Source organism: Streptomyces sp. NBC_00158, assembly GCF_045160885.1.
Lineage (GTDB): Bacteria > Actinomycetota > Actinomycetes > Streptomycetales > Streptomycetaceae > Streptomyces.
Window position 1 is genome coordinate 307447 of sequence record NZ_CP108161.1, and the last position, 16759, is coordinate 324205.

Annotated in this window: 15 protein-coding genes; 5 read left to right on the forward strand and 10 right to left on the reverse strand. The window is 74.0% G+C overall.

Translation table 11 applies throughout. The annotated features are described in order from the left end of the window. Positions 1–130 precede the first annotated feature (130 nt). From OG553_RS01365 to OG553_RS01395, 7 genes are all read right to left on the reverse strand, one after another. On the reverse strand, positions 131–1384 hold the full coding sequence (locus OG553_RS01365) for an acetyl-CoA carboxylase biotin carboxylase subunit family protein (protein ID WP_405977154.1): 1254 nt from the start codon (positions 1382–1384) through the stop codon (positions 131–133). Next, positions 1381–2673, reverse strand: a complete 1293-nt coding sequence (locus OG553_RS01370) for an ATP-grasp domain-containing protein (RefSeq protein WP_405977155.1) — start codon at positions 2671–2673, stop codon at positions 1381–1383. Before OG553_RS01370 ends, OG553_RS01365 begins: the two co-directional genes overlap by 4 nt. Continuing rightward, positions 2670–3908 carry an ATP-grasp domain-containing protein gene (locus tag OG553_RS01375; protein WP_405977156.1) on the reverse strand — a complete coding sequence of 413 codons (1239 nt, stop codon included), beginning with the start codon at positions 3906–3908 and terminating at the stop codon, positions 2670–2672. The genes OG553_RS01370 and OG553_RS01375 overlap by 4 nt, the downstream gene beginning before the upstream one ends. Then, on the reverse strand, positions 3905–5224 hold the full coding sequence (locus OG553_RS01380) for an MFS transporter (protein ID WP_405977157.1): 1320 nt from the start codon (positions 5222–5224) through the stop codon (positions 3905–3907). The genes OG553_RS01375 and OG553_RS01380 overlap by 4 nt, the downstream gene beginning before the upstream one ends. 39 nt (positions 5225–5263) lie before the next feature. After that, the gene (locus OG553_RS01385; RefSeq protein ID WP_405977158.1) at positions 5264–6304 is read right to left on the reverse strand and encodes a PLP-dependent cysteine synthase family protein; all 1041 of its coding nucleotides are present in this window, start codon (positions 6302–6304) and stop codon (positions 5264–5266) included. A 157-nt stretch (positions 6305–6461) separates the two neighbouring features. Beyond that, positions 6462–7079 carry a serine O-acetyltransferase EpsC gene (gene epsC, locus OG553_RS01390; RefSeq protein ID WP_405977159.1) on the reverse strand — a complete coding sequence of 206 codons (618 nt, stop codon included), beginning with the start codon at positions 7077–7079 and terminating at the stop codon, positions 6462–6464. Beyond that, entirely contained in the window at positions 7079–7660 is a 582-nt protein-coding gene (locus tag OG553_RS01395) for an NADPH-dependent FMN reductase (protein WP_405977160.1), read from the reverse strand. The genes epsC and OG553_RS01395 overlap by 1 nt, the downstream gene beginning before the upstream one ends. Positions 7661–7954: 294 nt before the next feature. Between OG553_RS01395 and OG553_RS01400 the strand changes: the two genes are divergently transcribed. The 3 genes from OG553_RS01400 to OG553_RS01410 all read left to right on the forward strand — a co-directional run bounded on the left by OG553_RS01400 (position 7955) and on the right by OG553_RS01410 (position 11551). Continuing rightward, complete coding sequence (locus OG553_RS01400; RefSeq protein ID WP_405977161.1) at positions 7955–10129, forward strand: FUSC family protein; 2175 nt, start codon at positions 7955–7957, stop codon at positions 10127–10129. A gap of 155 nt (positions 10130–10284) precedes the next feature. Continuing rightward, on the forward strand, positions 10285–10884 hold the full coding sequence (locus tag OG553_RS01405; protein ID WP_405977162.1) for a CAP domain-containing protein: 600 nt from the start codon (positions 10285–10287) through the stop codon (positions 10882–10884). A 103-nt stretch (positions 10885–10987) separates the two neighbouring features. Beyond that, on the forward strand, positions 10988–11551 hold the full coding sequence (locus OG553_RS01410; protein WP_405977163.1) for a hypothetical protein: 564 nt from the start codon (positions 10988–10990) through the stop codon (positions 11549–11551). Positions 11552–11626: 75 nt separating this feature from the next. Here OG553_RS01410 and OG553_RS01415 read toward each other — a convergent pair whose 3' ends face one another. Both OG553_RS01415 and OG553_RS01420 read right to left on the reverse strand, forming a co-directional pair. Next, positions 11627–12808, reverse strand: a complete 1182-nt coding sequence (locus OG553_RS01415; RefSeq protein ID WP_405977164.1) for a cytochrome P450 — start codon at positions 12806–12808, stop codon at positions 11627–11629. After that, the gene (locus tag OG553_RS01420; protein WP_405977165.1) at positions 12805–13515 is read right to left on the reverse strand and encodes a tRNA-dependent cyclodipeptide synthase; all 711 of its coding nucleotides are present in this window, start codon (positions 13513–13515) and stop codon (positions 12805–12807) included. The genes OG553_RS01415 and OG553_RS01420 overlap by 4 nt, the downstream gene beginning before the upstream one ends. Positions 13516–13854: 339 nt before the next feature. Between OG553_RS01420 and OG553_RS01425 the strand changes: the two genes are divergently transcribed. Together OG553_RS01425 and OG553_RS01430 are read left to right on the forward strand one after the other, a co-directional pair. Further along, the gene (locus OG553_RS01425; protein ID WP_405977166.1) at positions 13855–14595 is read left to right on the forward strand and encodes a response regulator; all 741 of its coding nucleotides are present in this window, start codon (positions 13855–13857) and stop codon (positions 14593–14595) included. A 139-nt stretch (positions 14596–14734) separates the two neighbouring features. Next, entirely contained in the window at positions 14735–15916 is a 1182-nt protein-coding gene (locus OG553_RS01430; protein WP_405977167.1) for an MFS transporter, read from the forward strand. Positions 15917–15918: 2 nt separating this feature from the next. Here OG553_RS01430 and OG553_RS01435 read toward each other — a convergent pair whose 3' ends face one another. After that, positions 15919–16752: an amino acid ABC transporter ATP-binding protein gene (locus OG553_RS01435; protein WP_405977168.1), complete on the reverse strand. Its 834-nt coding sequence runs from the start codon at positions 16750–16752 to the stop codon at positions 15919–15921. Positions 16753–16759: the final 7 nt, after the last annotated feature.

Here is a 16759-nt window from a genome sequence, read left to right on the forward strand (position 1 = left end):
GGCGGGTGCGAGATCAACTATAGACCATCCCCGCAGGTGAGCGCACTCGGCGGCCGTCCGGGATCCCGAGGGAACAGCACCGGCGGCTGCGGGCCTTCCACTCGGGATCCACCGGCTGACGGCGCATCGGTCAGTCGATCACGATCTCCGCCTCGAAGCGGGCGCCCAGGGCCCGCAGACGCCCCTCGCACTGCCCGCGGGTCGGCGCCGACAGCACCGCCGCCGCGAGGAAGTCGGAGGAGAGGGCCGCCTCCGCGAGGACCTCGCCCGGTTCCGCGAAGACCCCGTAGTACCGCACCCAGGGCTCCTCCGGGGTGACCGGGATGCCGCGCACGGTGCCGGGCCGCTTCATCATCAGGACCTGGCCGGCCATGCGGACCGGTTCCAGCCGGGCGCCTTCCGCGAGCCGGGACAGCGCGGGCAGCCGAAGCCCCGTCTGCGCCCGGGTCGCCAGCTCCACCGGGTGCACCTCGAACACGGCGTCCAGCACCTCCCGGATCCGCGCGCCCGCCGGGCGGGAGGCGACCTCGCAGACGACGAGGCGGTCGTCGGGGGTGTGGAACACCTCGGCGTGGAAGGCGTAGTCCGCCGGACCTCCGAGGGCCGCGAGCGCGGTGTCGGCCAGCTCCAGCAGACGGGGTGTCAGCGGGTCCGAGGGTTCCAGGGTCAGGTCCACGCGGGCACCGGGGTCGGCCTGGAAGGAGGCCAGCTCGTACTGGTACTGCGACGGCCAGGCCATCACGGTGCGGCCGCCCACGACGACCCCGTCCACGTGGCACATCCGGCCCGGTACGTACGCCTCGGCCAGCAGGTCCTCGCGGGGGGCCGTGCCGGGGGCGAAGGCCCCGGCCAGGTACTCCTCCAGCTCGGCGGGGGTCCGGACGATCCGCAGCCCGATGGAGCCGAACCCGTCGCGGGCCTTGAACACCAGCGGCAGCCCGTGCTCGTCCGCGAAGTCCCGCGCGTCGTCGGCCGTGGCGGGCAGGGCGTACGGGGCGACCTCGATGCCGGCCGCCTCCAGCCGCCGCTTCATCAGGGCCTTGTCCCGGAAGGGCAGCACCTCGTCGGGCAGCTGCCCGGGCAGGCCGAACTTCTCGCGCAGCCGGGCCGCCCGCATCAGGTCCGCCTCGTGCGGGGCGATGACGTGGGTGATGCCGTACTCCTCGGCCAGTTCGAGGGCGGTACTGTCGAGCAGCTCCTCGTCCTCGAAGTCGTCGAGCACGACCAGCCGGCGGTAGCCTCCGTCGCCGTCCGGGACCTGCTCGCGGGCGCCCTCGATCCGGTCGCGGGCGGCGATCAGCACCACGCCGCCGTCGAGTTCCGCGAGCCAGCGGTCGTAGGGGAAGGGGCCGAGCGGGAACCGGTGCAGTACGAGCGCGGTCACGCGGCGACCTCCAGGTCACGGACTTCCGCCGGCGCCTCGGCCGGGGTCACGTCGATGCGGATCTGCGCGGTCAGCCGCTCGCACAGGGCGATCGCGGCGTCGGTGTCGGCCGCCGTCACGGCGGCGAAGCCGAGCCGGTCCCAGTTGTCCCGCAGCGGGCGCACCGGGTCGCCGGGCGCCACGGAGACCTCCACGGCGAGGACGTCGGGGCGGGCGGCGACCTCTTCCACTCCGGAGACGGCCGTGACCGTGCCCGGGTCGCGGAGCACGAAGCGGGTGCAGGCTCCGGCGCGGGCCTTGGGGGGCTCCGGGAGGGCGTCTACCAGGCCGAGCGGCCAGGCGACGCCGTACCCGAGGAGGTCGATGCCGTAGGCGGCCTCGACCAGTTCGTTGATGTGGCCGCCGCCGACCCGGTTGTGGGACTCGATGACGACGGGGCCCCGGGAGCCGAGGCGCAGCTCGGTGTGGCTGGGGCCGTCGGTGACGCCCATCGTGTCGAGGAAGTCCTCGACGGCGGCCGTGACCCGGGCGTGCTCCTCCGGTGCGAGGCGGGCGGGCAGGGCGTGGCCGAGTTCCGCGAAGTGGGTGTCCTCGACGAGCTTCTCGGTCACGGCGATCACCACGTGGCGGCCGGCGAAGCTGAAGGCCTCCACGCTGAACTCGGGTCCGTCGAGGTAGGTCTCCATCAGGAACTCGCTGACGGTGTAGAGGGTGGAGCCGCGGTCGCTGCGCCGGCCGCGCAGCTCCTCGATCCGCTCCCAGGTGGCGTCGAGTTCGGCGGGGCCGGGGACGCGGATCAGGCCGAAGCTCGCGGTGGCGTCGGTGGGCTTGATGATGAAGGGGTAGCCGGCGAGGGCGGCGAAGGCGTCGAGGGAGGCGCGGTCGGTGACCCGGTCCCAGTGCATCGACAGCTTGCCCTGCTTGGTGAGGTGCTGCCGCATCAGGAACTTGTTGCGCATGCGGCGGCTGGCCTCGGGGCTGGTGCCGGGGAAGCCGAAGTGGGCGCCCAGGCGGGCGGCCATGTCGAGTCCGGCCTCGGTGAGGGAGGCGACGGTGTCGAAGCCCCAGACCTCGCGGGCGGCCTCGGCGAGCGGCCGTACGGTGTCCCAGTCGGTGTAGTCGACCATCAGCAGGACGTCGGCCAGCCCGGTCTGATAGGCGTTGATCTTGTCGGGGTGCTGGAGGAGCACCACGCGGACGCCCAGCGCCTTGGCTCGTTCGAGGTGCTGGTCCGTGGCGCCGACGAGCAGCAGGGTACGGTCCGCGGCGCGCGCGGTCGGGGCGGTCATCGCAGTGCTTCCTTCGGGGTCTCGGTGGTCGTGGTGCGCAGGGCGGTGTGGGCGGCGGTGATCCGCTCGGCGGCCTCGGCGGGGGTCGCGGCGTCGACGACGGCGTAGCCGTGGCGGGTGGCGGAGTCCGTGGTGCGGGGCAGGACGTCGCCGGGCGCGTACGGGAAGTGCACGCCGTGCACGTGGTCCCGGGCGCGCAGTTCGTCGAGGCCCTCGACGGACTCCAGGCGTCCGGCGGGGAGCCGGAAGAAGCCGATGGCGGCGTACCGGTGGGGGGCGGGGGCGGTGACGTCCTCGCCGGCCAGGCCGCGGAAGATGGCGGCCTCGATGTCGTAGCCGGTGGCGACCTCCACGAGGAGCGGGATCCGGTCGCCGCCGAGGCGTGCCTGGGACTCGACGATGCGGGGCCCGGCGGGCGTGAGGATGACCTCGGTGTGGGCGGGGCCGAAGGCGTAGCCGGCGAGGTCGAGGAGGGCGGTGACGGTGTCACGGATAGCGGCGGCGTCGGCGGGGTCGAGGGGGGCCGGGTGGACGTGTCCGGTCTCGACGAACCCGGGGGCTCCGGTGGTCTGCTTGGCGGTGATGCCGACGACGTGGTGGGTGCCGCCGGCGGTGAGGGTCTCGACGCTGAACTCGGGGCCTTCGAGGTAGTCCTCGATGATGAAGGGGCCCTCGAAACCGCCGGCCTTGACCCGTTCGGTCCATTCGCCGAGGTCGGCGGGGGTGCGGACCAGGGCGATCCCGCGGCTGCCGGCCGTGTTGGTGGGCTTGACCACGGCGGGCAGTCCGAACTCGGCGAGCAGCGGCTCGACTTCGCCGAGGGTCTCGGCCCGGCGGGCGCGGACGGCGGAGACCCCGCGGGCGTTGAGCAGGCCGCGCATGGCGTGCTTGTCGTTGAGCAGCCGGACGGATTCGGCGGTGTTCGGTGACAGGCCGAGGGCCTCGGCTTCGGCGAGCACGGGGGCCATGGTGGCTTCGCTGCCCAGGTGCAGGACGTACCGGACGTCGTGCTCGCGGGCCTTCTCCGCGACGAGGGCGCGCAGGGCCTCTTCGTCGCCGAAGTCGACGAGGGCCAGTTCCCGCGAGTGGGCGGCGACCTTGTCGAGGTACTCGGGCGTCCGCAGCGCCGGGTCCCAGATCGACCAGACCTCGAAGCCGGCTTCGACGGCCTTGCGTACGAGCTGCTCGTACGGCATCACCATCAGGATGCGGCCGGGTTCGCGGGGCGGGGTCATGACGTGGCTCCGTTCTGGGCCGGCGCGGTCGCCGCCGCCGCGGCGGCCGGCGGCGCGGCCGCGGGTTCGTGCTCCGCGGCGGTGCGGCGGGATTCGCGCAACGGCAGCAGGGAGCGGTAGACGAGGATGGCGCCGAGGCCGAAGGCGCCGTAGAGGACGCTCATGCCGGCCGGGGAGAGGAAGGCTCCGACGGTCACGCACACCGAGCCGATGAGGAGTCCGATGCGGGGTACCAGGCCGTAGGCGGCGAGGTACTTGGTGCGGGCGGCCGGATCGACCAGGTCGGCCAGGATGGCCTGCTTCACCGGCACGTTCGCGATCTCCCCGAGGGTGAACACGACGGCGGCGGCGATCAGGATCCAGCCGCTGTTGCTGACGGCCAGGACCATGTGGCCGGCGGTGAAGACGCCGATGCCCGCGTAGAGGCGGGTCCGGTCGGACAGTTTGCGGAACATGCTGCCGGTGAAGAGGGCGAAGCCGACGACCAGGACCGTGTTGACGGCCCGCAGGATGCCGAGCATGGCGACCCCGTCCACCGAGGGGAACCAGCGTTCCAGGCCGGCGAGGGCCTGCTCGGGGAAGTCGTCGGCGAGGCGGACGGCGATGTAGTAGCCGATCTGGACCTCGACGGCGCGGGTGAGGACCGCCGCGCCGACCAGCCGGAGGAACACCCGGTCCCGGGAGACGGCGAGGTAGCCGCGGAGCATGGCGGGGACGCCGGACGCCCGCTCCTTGGCGGATTCGGGGGCGCTCTCGGCGATCCGCCACCAGGTGACGAGGGCGGTGGCCAGGGACAGTACGGCCGCGCCGGCCAGCAGCAGGGCGAAGTGGTCCCCGTAGAAGAAGCCGCCGATCAGGGCGCCGGCGGTGAACGCCATGTTGATCGACCAGTAGTTGACCGTGTAGACGAGCTGCCGGTTCTCGGGGGTGGAGACGTCGATCATCATCGCCTCGGCGGCGGGGCCGGCCGCACTGGCGAGACAGGTGTTGAGCAGGAACAGCACGAAGGTGGCCGCCCCGGACTGCCACCAGGGCGAGTTGGCCAGGGCGAGGAGCGCGAAGGTGAGCGTCGCCCCCACCTCGCCGGCGACCATCAGCGGCTTGCGGCCGTGGACGTCGGCGAGGTGGCCCCCCACGAAGTTGCTGGCGATGCCCGCGGCGGCCACGGCCATGGTCAGCACGCCGGCCGCGGCCGCGCCGTACAGCGTGGCGAGGTGGATGACCATCAGCGGCATCAGCATGATGCCGAGCATCCGCTGGACGAATCCGATGCCGAGCCGCAGCTTGATGTTCGGATGGAGCTGACGGAAGTTCACGCCGGGTTCCTTCGAGGAGTGGGGGGCGGGCGGCGGGCCTCAGGACTTCGTGGTCAGCACCTGGGCCGGAGCCGTGGCGGGTGCGGATGCGGGTGCGGGTGCGGGGACCGGCTGCCGGGCGGAGCGGGCGGCGGGCGCGGCGGGCGCGTTCCACAGGCTGAGGTAGCGCTCGCCGGTGTCGGGCAGGATCGTGACGATCGAGGCGCCGATGTAGTCCGGGTGGGCGGCGAGCCGGGCGCAGGCGTGGGCGACGGCGCCGGAGGAGACACCGACGAAGATGCCCTGCTCGCGGGCGAGCGCGCGGGCGCCTGCCATGGCGTCCTCGTCCGAGACGGTCACGACGTTGTCGATGAGCGAGACGTCGGTGGTGGGGGCGACGAAGCCGCCGTTGAGGCCGGGGATCCGGTGCAGGCCGCCCTCGCCCTGCGAGAGGACCGGGGAGTTCTCGGGCTCGACGGCGACGACGCGGATCCGCGGGTTCTGCTCCTTGAGGTACTTCGCGATGCCGCTGAGGGTGCCACCGGTGCCGACGCCGCAGACCAGTACGTCGATCCGGCCCGCCGTGTCGGCCCAGATCTCGGGGCCGGTGGTCTCGTAGTGGGCGCGGACGTTGTCGGTGTTCTCGTGCTGGCAGGCGAACCAGGAGCCGGGGGTCGCCGCGTGCAGTTCCTCGGCCTTGGCGATGGCCCCGGGGTAGCCGGCGTCGCGGGGGGTCTGCACGACCTCGGCACCCAGCGCCTTGAGCAGGGCGATCCGTTCGGCGGTGGCGCTGTCGGGCAGCACGATGACGCAGCGGTACCCGCGGGCGGCGGAGAGGGCGGCCAGGGAGATGCCGGTGTTGCCGGAAGTGGCCTCGATGACGGTGCCGTTGCCGGGCGTCAGCTCGCCGCGCTCCTCGGCGGCGCGCAGCATGTAGAGGGCGGCCCGGTCCTTGCTGGTGGACATCGGGTTGGCGGACTCCAGCTTCGCCAGCACCTCGGCGCCCGGGGCCGAGTCCTCGAAGCGCAGGCGGATCAGCGGGGTCGAGCCGACCAGGTCGGCGATGCTGTCGGCTATCCGGCGCGTGTCACGGCTTTCCACGTGTGGTTCCTCACAAGTCGGTTCGTGCGGCCGCGGGCCGGGCGGGCGGAGGTGTTCCGCCCGCGCCCGGTGCGGCCCGGCGTGGGGGGACGTTCTTCGGGGTGGAGCGGGGTCGCGGCGGGCGGGGCCGGGACCGGGGCGGTGCCGCGCGGCCGGGCTACCAGGAGCCGGCCGAGGCCGTCATCGCGTACAGGTCCTCCATGGGCTGCGGCCGCTGGCCGACGGGCTTGATCACCGCGGTGGCGGCGAGCACCCGGGCGCCCGCGGGCACGTCCTTGTTCACCAGTGCCTGGGCTCCGATGACGGCGTGCGCGCCGATGGTGACCGGGCCGAGGACGGTCGCGTTGGTGCCGAGTACGACGTGGGCGCCGACCACAGGGTGCCTGCGGTCGCCCTCGGGCCGGTTGTTGTCGCTCCACCAGCCGACCGCTCCCAGGGTCACCTGGTGGTAGATGGTCACGTCGTCCCCGACGACGGCGGTCTCGCCGATCACGACGGCGGCGCCGTGGTCGATGAACACCCGGCGGCCGAGCACGGCGCCGGGGTGGATCTCCACGGAGGTGCTGCGGCGGGCGTTCCAGGCGATGATCCGCGCGGTCATCCGGTGTCCGCGCCGGTGCAGCCGGTGCGCGATGCGGTGGGCCCACAGGGCGGGAAGGGCCGCGTGCAGCAGCGCCTCGCGGCGGTTGCGCATGGAGGGGTCGCGGGCGACGACCACCTCCAGGTCCTCCTTCATGATCCGGAACAGGCCGGGGGCCGACTTGGGCTTCGCCATCAGACGAGCACCTCCGCGCGCTCGCCGGCCCCGGCGAACTGGGCGACCAGGGCCCCGGTCAGGCTCTCCAGCCGGGCCACGACGTCCGCGTCGGTGTAGCGGCCGTCCTCGATGACGAGCGTGCCCGTACGGCCGACGGCCACCGGCTCGTGGTCGACGACCCGCGCGCCGCAGCGGGCGAGCAGTCCGGTCAGGCCGGTCTGCGCGTCGACGCCGCCGCGCACCCCGGGAGAGGCGCTGGCCACGGCGGCCGGCTTGTCGGTGAGGGGGCTCGGGGCCTCGCCCTGGGCGCGGGACAGCCAGTCCAGGGCGTTCTTCAGCGCGCCGGGCATCTCGCCGTTGTAGGAGGGGGTGCTGATGAACAGCGCGTCGGCGCCGGTGACCAGCTCCTTGGCCGCGCGGACGGCGGCCGAGCCGTCGGCGCGCTCCAGTTCGGCCTCGTAGAAGGGCAGTTCGCCGACGGGGAGCAGCACGGTCTCGTGCTCGCCGGGCAGGTTCCCGAGGATGTGGCGCACGGTGGCGAGTACGGCGGTGTTCACCGAGTCGCCGCGGGTGCTGCCGGATATCAGAACGATTTTCACTGGTGGAACTCCTTCTCCTCAGCCTTCCGGTCGGCAGGCCTTCGACTGGTCGAGGCTCACGCCTGCGTTCCGGGGCTCCGGCTCCTGACGCTCCGCCGTGCCGGGCCCCGGGGCGCGCCGGCGCGTCGGCCGGGCACCGGGATGCTCTGGCGGGACGGTCAGGCCCGCGTCCTGGTCGTAACCGTGTCAGTCGGAACCCAAGCGGTGCTGGACCGCGACTCGCGCCCCGGCGGAGGGCCGCTCCAGGGGCGGCCGCGGCATGCCGGGCGGGCGGCGGCGGGTGATGCTGGTGGCATGGGTGGCGTTCCCGGGATGCGGCTGCCGGCCGGCTGGGCGGCGGCGGGGCGGCGCTCGGTGCGGGTCACGCTGGCCGGGGGCACGGGGTTCTACCTGTTCCTGTACGGCTTCGGCTCGACCGTCGCGGCGACCTACGCGCTGTTCGCCGCGGTGGCGCTGGCGGGCCTGTCGCACATCCCCGGCACCGGCCGGCAGCGCGCCGCGGTGGTGCTGCGGCTGGCGCCGGCCTGCTGGGTGCTGATCACGATCGGCACGTTCCTGTCGGTGCGGACCTGGAGCGCGGTCCTGGGGATGCTGGTGGCCGGGTTCGTGCTGGCGTTCGTCGCGGTGGGCGGGCCGCGGGCGGCGGGGGCCGGGCCCGGGCTCCAGCTGATGTACATCCTGCCGTCGTTCCCGCCCTACGATCCGGGCTCGCTCGGGGAGCGGCTGGCCGGTGCGACGGTGGGGCTCGGCCTGCTGGTGCTGGCGGAGGCGTTCGTGCTGCCCGATCCGCCGACCGTCCCGTACCGGGAGCTGGCCGCGCGGGCCGCCGGGTGCGCGCGGGAGTGCGCGGCCGAGCTGGCGGGGCCGCCGTACGCGCTGTCCGCGGCGGCCCGGCTGCGGGCACGGGAGGCCGGTCCGGCGCTGCGGCCCTCGCGGGTGCCGGAGGCGGAGCGGCCGGCCGGGCCGGGGCTGCGGGACCGGGCACTGACGCACACCGGGCTGGCGGCCCGCACCCTGCTGGTCAGGCTGGAGGGGCTGCCGCCGGTTGCGGGGGCGCCGGGTGCGGCGGGTCTGGAGGTGCTGGGGGCGGTACGGGAGACCGCGCGGGAGACGGCCGCCCTGCTGCGGGACCGGGGCCGCGGCGGGGGCGGGGAGCCGGGCGGGGACGCGCACGCGGAGCTGCTGCGGGCCCGTGCCGCCCTGGCGGCGGGCCCGGACGGCGCGCAGGGGCCGGCGGTGCTGCGCCGGCACGCGGCGGTGCTGGAGGTGGCGGACGCCGCGCTGGCGATGTCGACGGCGGCCGGGATCGCGGTACGGGGGCGGGCGGGTGCGGAGCGGGCGGCGCCGGGCCGGTTCTGGTACGCGCGGATGGGCGCGGCGCGGCTGTGGTGGCACCGGCTGGCGGGACACGCCGTGCGCCGGTCGGTGTTCTTCCAGAACGCGGTGCGGCTGAGCCTGGCGCTGGCGGCGGCGCGGGTGATCGCCGGGGAGGACAGCCTGCCGCACGGGTTCTGGGTGCTGCTGGCGACGCTGACGCTGACCCGTACGACGGTGCGCGAGACCCGTACGACCGTACGGATCGCGCTGACCGGGACCCTGGTCGGGGCGCTGGCCGCGGCGGGGCTGCTGGCGCTCGCGGGGTCGGACACCGCCGTGTACGCGGCGGCGCTGCCGCCGTTGATGCTGGCCGCGTTCACGCTGGGGCCGGTCAAGGGGGTGGGGTGGGCGCAGGCGCTGTTCACCGTGGTCATCGCCCTGGTGTTCGCCCAGCTGGCGCCCGCGACCTGGCAGCTCGCCGAGTTCCGGCTGCTGGACGTGCTGACCGGCAGCGCGATCGGCGCGGTGTTCGGGCTGCTGGCCTGGCCCAGGGGGGCGCAGGACGAGCTGCGGCGGTCGGCGGCGGTGCTGTTGCGGGGCGCGGCGGAGATCGTGGTGGCGACGACGGCCGGGCTCGCGGCGGGCGGGGTGCGGGAGCCGGTGCTCGGCGCGCCGGGGCACCGGTCGCTGCTGCACTCGCTGATCCTGGCCGAGTCGGCGTACGCGCAGTTCCAGAGCGAGCCGCGCGGTCCCGCGGGGGCCGCCGGGCCTGCGACGCCGGCGGGCGGGCGGGACTGGCAGGCCGCGCTGCTGGCGGGCCACCACACGCTGTGGGGCGCGGACCGGCTGCTGGCGGTGCCCGCACGGGTGGTCGCGGCGCCGCTGGAGCGGGAGGCGGCGGCCGCGGTGACCCGGATCGGGGACCGGGTTGCCGGGCGGATGCTGCTGGTGTCGGCGTGGCTCGACCCGGGCGGCGACACGCCGAGGACTCCGGTCGCGCTCCGGGACCCGGCCTTCGACGGGTTCGAGGCCGAGCCGCCCGGCGCGCCCAGGCAGTACTACGCGGCGGTGCTGTGGCTGGACTCGCTGATGACCGACCTGGAGCGGATCACCGGGGAGGCCGCGGAGCCTGCGCAGCCTCGGGAGCACTGAGCCCGGGCACCCGGTCCGCCGTGCAACTCGCCCCGTGCCACGGGCCGGATGGCGATCAGCGGGGGCGGGTGCCACGCTGGAGGGAGCAGCCACAGCGCTGGGCTCCTCCACACGCTCGCAACGCCCCGTTCCGAGTCCGCAGGAGGTGGAAGCCCGTGAGCAGCCGCACTTCCCGTACCCGTACCACGGTCCCCCTGGCCGTGGCGGCCGTCCTGTCCGCCGTGCTCGTGCCGGCGGCCGCGCCGTCCGCGGCGGCCGTCGGCTGCGACGCCGCGGCGGCGGCCCGGCCGCCGGGCGGGGGCGTCCAGGAACGGGACGCCGTCCTGTGCCTGATCAACGCCCAGCGCACGCAGCGCGGACTGCCCGCGCTGACGGCGAACGCGCCCATGACCAACGCGGCCCGGCAGCACGCGGCCGCGGCCGTGCAGCTCAAGTGGTGGGGTCCCTGGAAGGATTCGCACACCAACCCGCGGACCGGCTCCACCCCGCAGAGCCGCGTCATGGCCGCGGGCTACTGCCCCAACCCCCGGTCCTGGGCCGTCTCCGAGATCACCTACAACGGCTGGGGAGGCTCGGGAACCCCGAACTCCGCCGTCAAGTGGTGGATGAACAGCCCGGGTCACCGCGCGATCATCCTCGACGCCTCGCTGCGCGACTTCGGCGGCTGGGCGCAACCCGGAGCCGCCGACCCGGCCGGGGCGGTCTCGCCCGGCGCCGGCACGTACGTCGTGGACTTCGGCCGCTGCCAGCGGTAGCGGTGGCGGGAACACCCGGTACGCGTCCCCGTAGGGGTGATCGGCGGCGGCCGGCGGTGCGCCTGCGTGAACCGGTGCGGCGCGCCCGCCGAGGATGGCGCGCATGCTCCCTTCCTCCACCGCGTTCCTGCGCCGCGCCCTCGTACCGTTCCTCGCCTCGGTCGCCCTGCTCGCGCCCGCCGCCGCCTCCGTCGCCACCGCGGCGGAGGCGTGCGGCTCCGTCATCACCGCTCCCCTGGCCCGGCCGGCGGCCGCCGACGACCCCTGTCCCAGCGCCGATCCCGTGGTGTGCCGCATCCGCGTCATGCCGATGGACGAGAAGGTCGAGGCCCAGCGGACCCGGATGCGCTACCACGGCCTGCTGGAGGACATGCACCGCACCGAGGCGGCGATGCGCGAGTCCGGGGCCTCCGACGAGGAGGTCGCCCGGGAGATGGTCGACATGCGCAACCAGGCCAAGGAGATCACCCGCGCGGGCATGACCCCGGAGGAGGTCCGGGTCCTGGAGGAGCGCAACCGGGCCAAGTACGGCAACCCGCTCGGACCGACCGCCGACCAGCTCTACGCGAAGTACGGTTCCTGGCAGAAGGTCACCGAGGCGTCCATGCGCACCAGTTACGCGGTCGACCGCGAACTCGCCCTGGAGTACCGGCCCTGCCCCGTGTGAGGTGGAACGGGCCGTGCCCCCGCCCCGTGAGGGGGCGGGGGCACGGCCCGGGGCTCGGGGCCCGTCAGACGGTGGTCACCACATCACCGGCAGGCGCTCGGGCAGGCGCTTCATGAAGCCCGTGCGCCACACGAGCTGCTCGACCGGCACGGCCAGCCGGATGCGGGGCATGGCCTTGAGGAGGGCGAGCAGGGCGGTCTCGGCGTGCTTCTTGCCGAGGGCGGTGGCGGGGCAGTAGTGCGAGCCGCCGCCGAAGGAGAAGTGGGCGGAGGAGTTGTCGCGGGTGAAGTCGAGGCGGTGCGGGTCCGGGAAGACGGAGGGGTCGAAGTTCGCGCCCTCGGGCAGGACGAGCACCAGCTCGCCCGCCTTGACCTGGACGTCGCCCAGGGTCATGTCCTCCATGACCAGGCGGGGCAGGCCGTCGCCGATGGAGAGGTTGATCCGCAGCAGCTCGTCCACGGCCTGGGGCATGAGCTCCGGGTGGTCGGCCAGGTAGTCGGACTCCTCCGGGTGGGTGAGGAGGGTGACCAGGGCCATGGCGAGGAACCCGGCGGTGGAGATGACGCCCGCGCCGAAGAGGGTGACGCCGACGGTGGCGAACATCTCGTCGCTGACGTGCTCGTAGCCCTCGGTGCCGCGCAGCTTGGCGAGGTCGCCGATGAGGCCCTGCTCGGTGTCGTCGAGGCGCGCCGTCATGTAGGCGATGTCGCGGTCCCAGTTCAGGCGCGCGGCGGGGATCTCGGTGGCGCTGTTCATGAAGGCGATCGGCAGCGACTCCGCGAGGAGCGGGGCCGCGTCGTGCGGGATGCCGAGGATCTGGCAGTGCATCGCCTCGGAGAACGGGTCGGTGAACATGGTCCGGACGTCGACGGGGGCGCCGTGCTGGAGCATCCGCTCGACCAGTTCGGCGGCGTACTCGTCCATCCACTGCTGCAGGCCCGGGGACTTGGGGTTGATGGCCTTCATGACGGCCTTGCGCAGGCCGGCGCCGGTGATGTTGCCCATGTTGTTGACGACCTCCGGGGGGATCGTCAGCGCGTACTGGCGGGGCACACCGGGGTCGGAGGTGTTCTTGAGGCTGAACCGGTCGTCTTCGAGGACCTGCTTGACGAGCTCGTACGAGGAGACGAGCCAGGCCTCGGCGCCGGCGATGGTGCGGACCTTCACGACCGGGGGCAGTTCGTCGACCTGGGTGGGCAGGTGCGTTCCGTCCCACGTGAAGGGGAATTCGAGGATCGGCTCCGCGTGGGTGGTCACAGCTGGTCTCCTTCGGTGGCGGGGGTGACGATGGCGTGGCCCTGGTTGCGGGAGGCCCGCAGTCCGGCGCCGCGCGAGTAGAGCAGGTCCGCCATCGGCAGCGCCTGGTGGTAGCAGTTCAGCGACGAGGGGACGCCGAGGATCGCGGGGGTGTCGAGGAAGAGCGGCGCCTCGGCGCACACGTAGTCCAGGCAGACGGCCCGCTGGTGGGCGGTGGGCTGCTGGCCCCCGAGGACCTTCGACGACAGGAAGATGTCGACGAGTTCGTTGCAGGTCTGCGCGAACGCCGGGTCGGTGTGCAGCCGCTCCAGCAGGTCGGCGTGCATGGCGTCGTAGGCGGGTATGCCGCGCAGCGAGGACATGGGCCTGCCCCGCAGGCGGGTGCCCGAGGGATCGATGTCCGCGACGGCGTTGGTCACCTTGGCGCGCACGCCGCGCAGGTTCTTGACGGTCTTTCGGCGGGCCTCGTCGGGGGGATAGCCCATGGCCTCGTACATCTCTGCCACGTGCATGTCGGTGTAGATCAGGTCGGCCTGCTCGAAGTTGTCGAGCGCCCACTCGGCGAGGGCGTGCACACGCTGGGCGGAGAAGTAGGAGTTGCCGGGGGAGATGCCGATGACGGCGTGGCCGCCTTCGTCGGCGATGACCTGGCAGTGCGGTGTGTACGCGTCGACACGGAAGGCACTGGTTCGAGTGGCTGTTGTCATGGGAGTGGTCGCATCCCTGTCGCCGCGATTCCCCGCGCGGACCCCGTGTCCCGGGTGCGGCGGCGACGAGTTGAAGCTATACGAACACTTGAGGCCCCGGACGATTACCGTGGAGTTCGTCTCGGTTACTGAAACCGTATGTTGCCCGAGTCAACTGCCACGGGCTGTAAGCGCGTCGATCCGGACGGTAAAGTGACGTTCCGCCACATCCACTGGCGCGTCGGCCCTTTCGAAGGCAAGCTTCCGTTTTGAGCGGTATCGGGGATTCCGCTGCATCCGAGGGCGTGTCGCGTGACCGGAGTCACATCCCCGGGAGGCGCCTCGCCCATAGTGGGGCCCATGGACTCCGAGAAGACCCCGGTGCCCCCGGTGCGGGTGGTGCTCGTGGAGGACCACCCGCTGTTCCGCAAAGGGCTGAGGTCGGCGCTGGAGAGCGCCGAGGACGTCGAGGTGGTTGCCGAGGCCGAGACGCTCGCACAGCTGGCGGGCGCGGTGGAGGCGGAACGGCCGCGGGTGGTGGTGATGGACCTGTCGCTGCCCGACGGGTCGGGGCTGGAGGCCACCCGCCGCCTGACCGTGGAGCACCCGGAGGTGGCGGTGCTGGTACTGACGATGGCCGACGACGACGGCACCCTGCTGGCCGCCCTGAACGCCGGCGCCCGCGGCTACCTGCTCAAGGGCGCCGGGCGGCAGGAGGTGCTGCACGCGGTGCGCACGGTGGCCGCCGGGGGCACGGTGTTCGGGCCGGACGTGGCCGCCCGGATCGCCGCGCTCGCCGCCGGGGGCGGCCGGCGCGACGCCGGCGCCGGACGGCCCTTCCCCGCGCTGACCGCGCGCGAGGTCGAGGTGCTCGACCTGGTCGCCCGCGGGTACGACAACCGGCGCGTGTCGCGCGAGCTGTTCCTGGCGGAGAAGACCGTGCGCAACCACGTGACCCGCATCTTCGAGAAGCTCGGTGTCACCACCCGGGCCGAGGCCGTGGTCCGCGCCCGGGACGCGGGCCTCGGCACGGGCGGCGCGGGCGGCACGGGCGGCACGGGCGGCACGGGCGGCGCGGGCGGCGCGCCGGACGGGCACTGATCCCCGGCGGACGCGATGCCGCAGCTCAGCCGGGTGTCCGGGGGTGCGCGGGGCCGGTGGCGTGGCGGGCGGGCGACGTCCCGGCGATTCGGGCGCGCGGGGCGGGGCCGGGCCGGGGCCCGGGGATACCGTCGGCGGCATGGACCGGATGCGCCGGGGCTGGCGGCAGTGTGTGCTCGGCGGGGCGGTGTTCGCCGTGTGCATGGCGGGCACCACGCTGCCGACCCCGCTCTACGGCCTCTACCAGGAGAAGTTCGGCTTCTCCGAGCTGACCGTCACCGTGGTGTACGCCGTGTACGCCTTCGGGGTCATCGGGGTGCTGCTGCTGGCCGGCAACGCCTCCGACGCCGTGGGCAGGCGGCCGGTGCTGCTGGCGGGGCTGGGGTTCGCGGCGGCGAGCGCCGGGTGCTTCCTCCTCGCCACCGGGCTGGGCTGGCTGTACGCGGGGCGGCTGCTGTCGGGGCTCTCGGCCGGACTGTTCACCGGGGCGGCGACGGCGTACGTGATCGAGTCGGCCCCGCCGGGCGGCGCCGCCCGGGCCACGTTCGTGGCGACGGCCGCGAACATGGGCGGGCTGGGCTGCGGTCCGCTGCTGGCGGGGCTGCTCGCGCAGTACGCGCCCCGGCCGCTGTACCTGCCGTTCGCCGTGCACCTCGTACTGGTGGCGGTCTCGGCCGCCGTGCTGCTGGGGCTCGGGGAGACCGTGCGGCAGCGGCGGGCCCTGGCCACCGTACGGCCGCAGCGGCCGGGGCTGCCGCCGCCCGTGCGGCCGGTGTTCGGGCCGGCGGCGATCGCCTCGTTCGTGGGGTTCGCGCTGTTCGGGGTGTTCACCTCGGTCAGCCCGGCGTTCCTCGCGCAGTCGCTGGGGGTGCACAACCGTGCCCTGAGCGGGCTGGTGGTGGCGCTGGCCTTCTTCGCCTCGACTGCGGGGCAGCTGGCGGTGGGCCGGGTCGGTGCGCGGCGGTCGCTGCCGCTGGGCTGCGCGGGGCTGCTGGCCGGGCTCGCCCTGCTGGCGGGCGCGCTGCACTGGGACCTGCTGGTGCTGGTGGTGCTGAGCGCGCTGGTCGGCGGGGCCGGTCAGGGGCTGGCGTTCCGCGGGGCGCTGTCCGTGGTGGCGTCGGCCTCGCCGGCGGACCGGCGGGCCTCGGTGATCTCGACGCTGTTCGTGGTGGCGTACGCGGGGATCTCGGTGCCGGTGATCGGGGTGGGCGTGCTGGTGGAGCCGGTCGGGCTGGAGGGAGCCGGGCTGGTGTTCATCGCCTGCATGGCGGTCCTGGTGTCGGCCGCCGGGGCCTATCTGCTGCGGCGTTCGGGCCGGTAGCGTCAGGCCTCCGGCGGGGTCTCCCCGTCGGCCGGCGTCTCCGCCGGGGCCTCGGCCGCCGCCGGGTCGAGGACGCGGTCGAGGAAGTTGCGGGTGCGTTCGTGCCGGGGCCGGGTGACGACCTGTTCCGCGGGGCCCTGTTCGACGATCACACCGCCGTCCATGAACACGACCCGGTCCGCGACCTCCCGGGCGAAGCTCATCTCGTGGGTGACGACCATCATGGTCATCCCCTCCCCCGCCAGGACCCGCATGACCGACAGCACCTCGCCGACGAGTTCCGGGTCGAGCGCCGAGGTCGGCTCGTCGAAGAGCATCACCTCGGGCCCCATGGACAGGGCGCGGGCGATCGCGACGCGCTGCTGCTGGCCCCCGGAGAGCTGGGCCGGGTAGGCGTCGGCCTTCGCGGCGAGGCCGACGCGTTCCAGGTTCTCGCGGGCGACGGCGGCGGCCTCCTCCTTGCCGGTGCCCAGGACCCGGCGCTGGGGGAGGGTGAGGTTGCCGGTGACGCTGATGTGCGGGAAGAGGTTGAACTGCTGGAAGACCATGCCGATGCGGCGGCGCGCGGCGTCGATGTCCACGTCGGGGTCGGTGAGTTCCGTGCCGCCGACGAAGACCTGTCCGCGGGTCGGCTCCTCCAGCAGGTTCACGCAGCGCAGCAGGGTGGATTTGCCCGAGCCGGAGGGCCCGATGACGCACACCACCTCGCCGCGGCGGATGTCGAGGTCGATGCCCCGCAGGACGTGGTTGTCGCCGAAGGACTTGTGCAGTCCGCGGATCTCGATCTCCGGTCGGTCGCCGCCGGTCGTGTCCCCGGTTCCCGTCGTCTGTGGCATCGGTTCC